This window comes from Enorma sp. (assembly GCF_982429025.1).
The window spans coordinates 1-8883 of record NZ_CEWCAA010000067.1 but is presented as its reverse complement, the minus strand read 5'-3'; the positions used below and the strand labels follow the sequence as shown (position 1 = coordinate 8883).

Below are 8883 nucleotides of genomic sequence, written 5' to 3'. Positions count from 1 at the left end.
GTCCTCGCAAAAAAGGCCCCCTGGGCCTTTTTTTGCTGCGGAACTGCGCCAGAGGATAGAGGGCGGCGTGCCTGAGGGCTCGGCCATTGCCGGAAAATGGTTGGGCCTGCGAGGAGATACGCCGCGCCGGGTGGGGGACCGGGGCTTTAGCCTGACGGGTTGCTTGGAGTTGCGGGCCCGAACAACAATGCATTCAAATACTCATTCAAGGCCGATGGTTGCGAGCGCCGCTCGCAACCGAGCGAAGGGGCCCAGGGTTGCTTCTGAGCGCTTCCGCAGCGATTCAGCTTTGCTGAATCGCGAGGACCAGCGAAGAAGCAACCCGGGGCCCCGGTCAGGTGGAAAGCCTTAGCGCTCGTACACCGTTCGGCCGCCCACGATGGTGCGCGCGACCTCCAGGTCGGAGTCGACGATCGTGAGGTCTGCGTCATAGCCGCAGGCGATCTGGCCCTTGGCGGCAAAGCCGATGAGCGTTGCCGGATTCTTCGTCATGAGGCGCACGGCATGCTCGACGTCTGTATCGGCGAACTTCACGATGTTGCGCAGCGCCTGCGCGAGCGTGAGTGTGGAGCCCGCACGCACACCGGTGGAGGCGAGCTTGGCGTCGCCGTCCTCAACCACGACATCGTTTACACCGAGCTTGTAGTTGCCGTCCGGGAGGCCTGCAGCCATGATGGAGTCGGTGATGGCCACCACGCGGTCCCATCCCTTCGACTTCAGATACAGTCGCACGCTGCCGGGATGCAGGTGGCGTCCGTCGCAGATGGCCTCGACGTACAGGTCGCTCTCGATGGCGACGCCCCAGATCGCGGGGTCATGCTGATGGAAGAGGCGCATGGCGTTGCCCAGATGGGTCGCGCTCGCCGCACCGGCGCGCACGCAGGCCATGGACTGGTCGTACCCGGCGCCGCTGTGCCCGATCGCGCAGGTGATGCCCAGGGCGTTGAGTTCGGGGATGAGCTCCTCGACGCCGGGAATCTCGGGGGCGAGGGTCGTGTAGCGCACGTGCCCGCCCGACGCGTCCTGGTACTCACGGAACAGATCGATGCTTGCGGTGTGCATCAGCAGGTGCTCGGGCATGGCGCCCTTGTATTCGCTCGAGAGGCAGGGTCCCTCGAGATGGATGCCCAGAAGCGCGGCGCCATCATAGGGGCCGCCCTCGATGACGCGCTTCGCCTGCTCCATGCACCAGAGCGTTTGCTCGGGCGTGTCGGTGAGCACCGAGCAGAGCCAGCCGGTCACGCCCTGGCTGGCGAAGAACCGGCCGATGGTTCGTAGGCCCTCTTCATCGGCGGCGTTCACGTCGACGTTGGCAGCGCCGTGCGTATGAATGTCGATGAAGCCGGGCAGTACGGTCATGCCCTCGGCGTCGAGCTCGGGCAATTCACGGAGATTCGCATATGAACGAGGTAGGCCGGTGATGCGGCCGTTCTCCACGACGACGTCGCAGCGCGTGCTGCCGGTCGGCAGGACCACCGTTGCGCCCTTAATGTAGAGCGAAGAGTCCATAAGGTCTCCCTTCTCGCAGACAGCGGGCCTCGGGATGGCCCCGGGCCCGCTATGTTAGACGGTTAGTATGCCCGCTGCGCCGCGTTCGCGTTCACATAGATGAGCGCATCGGGATGGTTCTGCAGCAGCGTCGCGGGGAACCCGGCGGTGACCGCTCCGTATGCGGCCCGGCGCACCACGGCGCGGTGCCAGTCGCGGAACACGCCCAGGCGCACCTTGCGGGCGCCCAGGATCTCGTGCATGCCGATGGTCACGCAGCGACGCGGGAAGTCCTCGAGGGAGCCGCCCATGTCTGCGATGCAGTTCGTGGCACGCGTCTCGGGGTGAATATCGAGCGTGCGCGTGCGGAGGGCAGCGAACTCGTCGGGCGTGAGGCTTTCGTCGGGCTCGTTGAAGGCAAGGTGCCCGGTGATGCCGATGCCGCCGAAGGCGATATCGACGCCTCCCAGCTCCTCGATGAGCGCGGGGATGCGCTCCAGGTCCGTGGGATCGGGGAACACCCGCTGCTCAGCAGGCATAAGGAGCTCCGGATCGATCTTGCCGTACACCTCACGGTTCATGAAGCCGCGGAACGACAACGGGTCGGACTCGTCGATCCATGCGCCATCGTCGGTGAGATACTCGTCCATGTTGATGAACCAGCAAGACTTGAGCGAGAGCTGGCGCTCGTTGACGAGGCGCACGAAGATGGGGTACTGCCCCACGGGGCCAACCGGGCAGATGAAGACGGTCTTCTCGCCAAGAGCGTTCTTGCGCTCGATCTCGGTCACCATCTCGAGGGCCATCTGGTAGAACACCTCGCCGGAGTCGCCCAGCTTGAGAAGGGGCACGCGTGCCCCCTGGCCAAGCTCCTCGGCCGAGATGCGGTAGTAATCGTGCTTCATGTTTCGTCCTTTCACGTCGCGACGAACGATTCGCGTGAGTTGCCGGAAACGTGGCGAGGAGGATGCCCGGGTGAAGATGCCCATGGCCGTTTCTCGCATGCCTTCCATTCGCCGCAGGTATTCCCATAATGCTAGACAGCCGGACGCTGCTCGCGCAGGGCCCGGCTGCTCGTTAGACTACACAGGTTGATCCTGCGGGAGAGGCTACTTGATCTCCTCGAAGATGGTGTTGGCCTCGTCCATGATGTCGGTCTTCACGTAGTTCTCTACCGGAACCTCCTCGGTGACGGTGCCGGCGTCGAGGAAGACCTGCTGCTGGGCCTGGTAGTAGCCCAAAATGGTGTCGGTGTCGCCCTGGCAGTCGACGGCGCCCTGCCAGTCGCCCTCGCCCGTGGACTGCAGGAGGGTCTCCTCGGGAAGGTCGAGCTCGGAAGCGAGGAGCTTGGCGACGTCCTCGATGTGCTCAGCGCGATACACATGGCCCTTGGCGATGGCGGCACCGAAGCGAGCGAGCACCTCGGCGTTCTCGTCGGCGTACTCGGGCAGGCACACGTAGCTGCCGGGGAAGGCGACCTCGTCGGAGTAGTCGGTGTTGGTGCCGAGGACGAGGTAGTTGTCGCCCAGCTGCTCCTGGATGGTCACGGTGTTGGGCGACCAGGTGGCGGCGGCGTCGATCTGGCCGGAGATGAGGGCCGTGGTCATGCCGGAGACGTCCATCTCAACCTTGGTGATGTCGTCTTCGGTGAGGCCGGCGTCACGCAGCACGAGGCCGAGGATGATCTCGGAGGAGGTGCCGGTGGAGACGCCTACGGTCTTGCCCTTGAGGTCAGCGGCCGTGGGGACCTTGGTCTTGTCGACCACGACGGCGTCGGCCTGGGAGAGCTGGTCGAAGGCGAAGACAACGGCGTCGCCGGAGATGCACAGCGTGTGCGCGCCGTGCCCGATCTGGGCGATGTCGATGTCGCCGGACTGCATGGCCGTGATCTCGGCCGGGCCGCCCTGGAACTGAGCGGTCTCGACGGTGATGCCTACCTCATCGAAATAGCCCTGGTCGATGGCAGCGAAGAGCGTGCCGGCGGAGCCGAGGTTGGGCATGAAGGCAACGCGGAGCGTCACGGGATCGTAGGACGAGCCGCCGGTGGCGGCGCTGCCCTGGGTGCTGCCAGCGGGCGTGTTGCTGCCGCTGCAGCCGGCGAGGCCGGCGGCCATAAGGCCGAGTCCGCCGAGACCGGCGAGCATGCTGCGACGGGTGATGTTGATATCGTTCAGGTTGGACATGATCTTCTCCTTCTCTTGTTCAACCTCGCACCGTGCGGGACGGTGCGCTTTTCCCACTTGAGAGCTGGGCGGCGCCTCAGGCGGCCGCCCGAGGCGCCCGTTATTTACGAACCGACAGGTACTCCTGGTAGACCTGGCTCCAGATCTCGTTCTTGAGCTCGAGGAAGCGGGGCGTCATCTTCGTGGCCTGGTCGCGCGGATAGGGGATATCGATGTCGATGATGTCCTTCACGCGGCCCGGGCGCGCGCTCATGATCACGCAGCGCTGACCCAAGATGATGGCCTCTTCCACGTCGTGGGTGATGAAGAAGCAGGTCTTGCGCTCCTTCTCCCAGGTCTCGATGAGCTCCTGCTGAAGCTGGGTGCGCGTCTGCGCGTCGAGTGCGCCGAAGGGCTCGTCCATAAGGAGCACCTGGGGGTTGGTGGCATAGGCGCGCGCGATGGCCACGCGCTGCTTCATGCCGCCCGAGAGCTCCTTCGGATAGTGGTTGGCGAAGTCCTCAAGGTCGACCATCTTGAGATAGCGGTGGGCGATCTCCTCGGCTTCTTCCTTCGATTTACCCTGAAGCTTCAGGCCGAACATGACGTTCTTGATAACCGTGAGCCACGGAAAGAGCGCGTACTGCTGGAAGACGATACCGCGCTCCGGGCTCGGCCCATCCACCGGCTTGCCGTCGACCGTAACCTGGCCCTCGGTGGGCGTCTCGAGGCCGCCGATGATGTTCAAGAGCGTGGACTTGCCGCAGCCGGAGGGACCCACGACGGTGATGAACTCATTCTCGTGGATGTCGAGGTCGACGCCATTCAGGGCCACCATCTCACCCTTGCGAGTCTGGAACTTCTTCACCACATGGTCGATGTGGACCTTTACTGCTGAACCGTTTCCTGCCATCCGGTGAACCTCCTTTCGAGGAATCGAACGATCTTCTCAAAGCAGATGCCGATGATGCCGAGCATGATGATGCCGAGCAGCACCGTATCCATCTGGTAGTAACCGCTGGCCTGCTGGATCATCATGCCGAGGCCGCGGTCGCCGCCGACGATTTCGGAGGCCATGAGCGTGGTGAGCGAGGTGGACAGGCCGAGGCGCGCCGCCACGAGGATGAAGGGCGTGGTGGCGGGGATGGTCACCTTGAAGAAGATGTCGGTCTGCTTGGCGCCGAGCACGCGGGCAGCCTTGATGAGCGTGGTGTCGACGCCCTTGATGCCCTGGTAGATGGTTACCACCTGAACGAGGAAGGACGCGATGAAGATGACCGCGATCTTGCTCTCGTTGCCAATGCCGAGCCAAGCGATGAGCAGGAAGACGTAGGCCAGGGGCGGGATGTTGCGCACGAACTGAATCCACGGTTCAACGATGTGGCGGATCGGGTCGTACCATGCCATGAGGAAGGCGACGGGGATGGACGTGATGAACGCGAGCCCGAAGCCGATGAGCACGCGCGACAGCGATGCCCAGACGTGCTCGAGCAAGATGCCGCTCTCGAGCTTGCTCACAAACGCGGCCCCCACCTCGGCCGGCGGCGCGAAGACGGCGGGCAGCTGGCTCGAGGCGACGAGCCATAACGCGATCGCGCAGGCGAATGAGATGAGCACCCAAACGGCGTTGGGTATCTTCGCCCAGATCGGTTTCTTCTTTTCCTGCATGTCGAAGGGCTCCTTTCTCAGCGTGGTAAGGCGTGGTTGCTCATGACCACAACTTAAACGTATAAGTAGAGCAATGACCGAACACACCTAGAATATTAGTCATGATGCGATGGGAAAAACAGGAAAAGATTGGCGCTCAAATCCCGCAAAAGAACGTTTCAGACACATTAAACAGCAGGTAGATATGCTTAAAATGAACCTTAAATCATGCGAGGGGATATTCTATAAACGGTCGGTTTACGCCGCTCAGCGGTATATTGGAAAGAAAGGTGTGATTCTCGCGTGTGGCCTGCGCTTTTGTGTTAACTTAAACGTATAAGTTGAACGATACCGCGATAATGCTGCTCGTTCGCTCGTTTTATACGTCGGCCACGAGATACGGGAGGGTGCATGGGCAAGCGCGTTACGCTCAAGGACATCGCCACCGCCGCCGGTGTCACCACGGCGACGGTCTCGTATGTTCTCAACGACACCCCAGGCCAAAAGATTGCTCCCGAGACGCGCGAGCGCGTGCTCAAGGCCGCGCGCGAGCTGAGTTATGTGCCCAATAGCGCGGCGCGCACCCTGCGCGCCCGTCGCTCGCAGTGCGTGGGCGTGGTGGCCAAGAAGAACCTCGCCGTCCCGCGCTTCTCGCAGACCATCCGCGGTATCCAGAGCAGGCTCGAGGATATCGGCTATAACTTGCTGCTGTGCACTAATAAGGTCAAGAAGGGCGGATTGAGCGACTATCTCATCGCCTATCTTGAGGGCCGTGTCGATGGAATCATCTTCCTCGGCAAGGATAACGTTGGGCCTAGCGCGGAGAGCGTCGAGGTGATCGAGCGCGAGCGCGTTCCGTTCGTTGCCTACGACTGTGTCGAGCGTGCGAGCGCGTATAGCACGGTCGATTTCGACTACCGGGGCGGTGCCCGGCTCCTTGCCGAGCGCGTGCTCGCGTCGGCGCCGCGCCGGCTCCTCTACATCGCGCCCGATATCGACGCTCCCCAGGAGCGCCAGCGCGTCGAGGGCCTTTCCGTTGCCCTGAAGAACAGCCCCGAGACCGAGCTTATTGAGCTTACGGTTCCCATCACGCTGGATAACCTCGATACATGGGACCTCCGCTACTCGATAGGCGCTACGCCCGAGGGTGACGAGCTCACGGCTTCCTTCGCCCGGGCGCTCCGCGAGGCTGTCGGCGGGCTCGAGCGAGGCGACGCGGTCATCGCGAGCTGGTCGGGGTGGACCGAGCCCATCCGCTACCGCTGCCGCGAGCGGGGGATCGTGACGGCGGAGCTCGCGAACAACGGCGAGAGCAATTTCTACCCCGACCTCTGCGTTCGCCTGCCCAACTTCGACGCCGGTGTGGCGTGCGCCGATGAGCTTCTCTCGCTTATCGACGGCAAGCCCTCGAGCGCCCGCCTCCTGCACCTCACGAACGTGCTCGATGGCACGCGAGGTGCTTATGGGGAGGATATCTACTGAAACGCGCCGGCGCCGCCGGCTGGATGCAAAGGAGCCTGATTTCTATGCCACTCGTTCCGCTCAAACCCGTTCTCGACGCCGCCCGGCGCCATGGCTACGCGCAGGGGGCGTTCAACGTCAACGCGGTGTGCCAGGCCAAGGCCGCCATCGAGGTGCACGAGATGTTCCGCAGCCCCGTGATCTTGCAGGGGGCGGACCTCGCCAACGCCTTCATGGGGGGCCGGGCAGACTTCGCGAACGGTACCGTCGAGGACAAGATCCGGGGCGCGAAGAACATCGGTGACGCTGTCAAGCTCTATGGCGAGCATTCGCCCGTACCCGTGGTGCTCCACCTCGACCACGGGCGCGACATGGAGAGCGTGAAGGCTGCCATCGCGGGCGGTTATACGTCGGTCATGATCGACGGCTCTTCGCTGCCGTTTGAAGAGAACAAGGAGCTCACGCGCGAGGTCGTGAAGTACGCGCACGCCCGTGGCGTCTCCGTCGAGGGCGAGCTCGGCGTGCTCGCCGGCGTGGAGGACCATGTGTTCGCGGCATCGTCCACCTATACCAACCCGCTCTCGGCGGTGGAGTTCGTGCGTGACACCGGCGTTGACGCGCTCGCCATCTCCTATGGCACCATGCACGGCGCCTCCAAGGGCAAGAACGTCAAGCTGCGCCGCGAGATTCCCATCGCCATCCGCGAGTGCCTGGCGCACGAGGACCTCGATTGCGCGCTCGTGAGCCACGGCTCCTCTACGGTGCCGCAGTACATCGTGCGCGAGATCAACGAGCTGGGAGGCCAGATCGGCGAGGCGCACGGCATCCCTGTCGCCGAGCTTCTGGAGGCCATCCCCGCCGGTATCAACAAGATCAACGTCGATACGGACATCCGTCTCGCCGTGACGCGCAACATGCGCGAGCTCTTTGAGCGCGAGCCCGAGCTCAAGGAGAGCTCGCTTGCAGGTGTGTGGCAGCTGCTCGATGAGAAGCGCGAGCAGTTCGACCCGCGCGCCTTCCTGCCGCCGGTGTACGACCTCGTCATGTACGGCACCGTTGCCGACGAGGCGCAGGAGAAGCTCGTCGCCGCCATCGAGGCGGGCGTCAAGGAGGCCGTCGGAACGCTCATCGTGCAATTCGGCAGCTACGGCAAGGCGCCGTTGGTCAAGATCGCCACGCTCGACGAGATGGCGGAGCGCTACGCGAAGGAAGGTCGGTAGCTTATGGCAGGCAAGAACATCCTCGTCATGCACGGCGGAGGCCCGACCGCGGTCATCAACGCCTCGCTCTATGGCATCGTGGCAGAAGGCAAGCTCCATGGCGAGATCGCGCACATCTACGGCGCGCATGGCGGCCCCTCTGGCCTCGTGAACGGCACCCTCATCGATCTGGGCGCCATGCCCGATAGCGAGCTCGTGCGCCTGCGCGACGCGCCAGGCTCTGCCATCGGCACGGGCCGCGACGCGCTCGCCGGCCACTATCCGGCCATGGTGGAGCTCCTCATCAAGAACGGTATCGATATCGTCATGCCCACGGGCGGCAACGGCACCATGAATACGTGCGCGCTGCTCCAAGAGGCCATCGACGAGGCGGGAGCCGACATTCAGGTGATCGGCGTGCCCAAGACCATGGACAACGACATCGCCGAGATCGACCACGCGCCGGGCTACGGCAGTGCCGCCCGCTATGTGGCGCAAAGCGTTGGCGAAGTGTGCGCGGACGTACACAGCATGCCCATCCACCTCGTGGTGGTTGAGGTCATGGGCCGGTCCGCCGGTTGGGTTGCGGCAGCGAGCTCGCTCGCCGATGCTTGCGGTCAGGGCGGCCCCGACCTCATCTACATGCCGGAGCGCGCGTTTGACGAGGAGGCGTTTCTCGCGGACTGCCAGCGCTTGATCGACACCAAGCGCGGCGGCGTCATCGTGGCGAGCGAGGGCCTGCATGACGCGGCGGGCAGCCCCATCGTCGACCCCATCATGGAGGTCGAGCGCGAGACGTACTTCGGTGATGTGTCGTCGCACCTTGCGAACCTTATCGTGGCGAAGCTCGGCTACAAGGCCCGCTCGGAGAAGCCGGGCCTGCTCGGCCGCGCATCGGTTGCGCTTCGCAGCCAAGTTGACGTTGA

The 8883-nt window shown here is 63.8% G+C and carries 8 protein-coding genes; 3 read left to right on the top strand and 5 right to left on the bottom strand.

The annotated features are described in order from the left end of the window. Window positions 1-348 precede the first annotated feature (348 nt). From nagA to AC1VS5_RS09000, 5 genes are all read right to left on the bottom strand, one after another. Window positions 349-1509 carry an N-acetylglucosamine-6-phosphate deacetylase gene (gene nagA / locus AC1VS5_RS09020; RefSeq protein ID WP_481218412.1) on the bottom strand — a complete coding sequence of 387 codons (1161 nt, stop codon included), beginning with the start codon at window positions 1507-1509 and terminating at the stop codon, window positions 349-351. Between the two features lie 62 nt (window positions 1510-1571). Further along, entirely contained in the window at window positions 1572-2393 is an 822-nt protein-coding gene (locus tag AC1VS5_RS09015; RefSeq protein WP_019129192.1) for a sugar phosphate isomerase family, read from the bottom strand. 204 nt (window positions 2394-2597) lie between these two features. Then, window positions 2598-3671 (bottom strand): ABC transporter substrate-binding protein, encoded by a 1074-nt coding sequence (locus AC1VS5_RS09010; protein WP_303214370.1) that lies wholly within the window; start codon window positions 3669-3671, stop codon window positions 2598-2600. Between the two features lie 100 nt (window positions 3672-3771). Further along, window positions 3772-4563, bottom strand: a complete 792-nt coding sequence (locus AC1VS5_RS09005; RefSeq protein ID WP_019129194.1) for an ABC transporter ATP-binding protein — start codon at window positions 4561-4563, stop codon at window positions 3772-3774. Continuing rightward, on the bottom strand, window positions 4539-5318 hold the full coding sequence (locus AC1VS5_RS09000; RefSeq protein ID WP_019129195.1) for an ABC transporter permease: 780 nt from the start codon (window positions 5316-5318) through the stop codon (window positions 4539-4541). Before AC1VS5_RS09000 ends, AC1VS5_RS09005 begins: the two co-directional genes overlap by 25 nt. Before the next feature lie 390 nt (window positions 5319-5708). On the opposite strand from AC1VS5_RS09000, the gene AC1VS5_RS08995 reads away from it, so the two are divergent. The 3 genes from AC1VS5_RS08995 to AC1VS5_RS08985 form a co-directional block, all read left to right on the top strand. Beyond that, on the top strand, window positions 5709-6779 hold the full coding sequence (locus AC1VS5_RS08995; RefSeq protein WP_019129196.1) for a LacI family DNA-binding transcriptional regulator: 1071 nt from the start codon (window positions 5709-5711) through the stop codon (window positions 6777-6779). Window positions 6780-6823: 44 nt separating this feature from the next. Then, entirely contained in the window at window positions 6824-7978 is a 1155-nt protein-coding gene (locus tag AC1VS5_RS08990; RefSeq protein ID WP_087186715.1) for a class II fructose-bisphosphate aldolase, read from the top strand. A 3-nt stretch (window positions 7979-7981) separates the two neighbouring features. Next, the coding region (locus AC1VS5_RS08985) for a diphosphate--fructose-6-phosphate 1-phosphotransferase (protein ID WP_481218411.1) at window positions 7982-8883 on the top strand (902 nt) is incomplete at its 3' end.

Coding starts and splice junctions, on each gene's coding strand:
- AC1VS5_RS09000 (WP_019129195.1), bottom strand. CDS start 5,318: ATGCAGGAAAAGAAGAAACCGATCTGGGCGAAGATACCCAACGCCGTT.
- AC1VS5_RS09010 (WP_303214370.1), bottom strand. CDS start 3,671: ATGTCCAACCTGAACGATATCAACATCACCCGTCGCAGCATGCTCGCC.
- AC1VS5_RS09015 (WP_019129192.1), bottom strand. CDS start 2,393: ATGAAGCACGATTACTACCGCATCTCGGCCGAGGAGCTTGGCCAGGGG.
- AC1VS5_RS08995 (WP_019129196.1), top strand. CDS start 5,709: ATGGGCAAGCGCGTTACGCTCAAGGACATCGCCACCGCCGCCGGTGTC.
- AC1VS5_RS09005 (WP_019129194.1), bottom strand. CDS start 4,563: ATGGCAGGAAACGGTTCAGCAGTAAAGGTCCACATCGACCATGTGGTG.
- nagA (WP_481218412.1), bottom strand. CDS start 1,509: ATGGACTCTTCGCTCTACATTAAGGGCGCAACGGTGGTCCTGCCGACC.
- AC1VS5_RS08990 (WP_087186715.1), top strand. CDS start 6,824: ATGCCACTCGTTCCGCTCAAACCCGTTCTCGACGCCGCCCGGCGCCAT.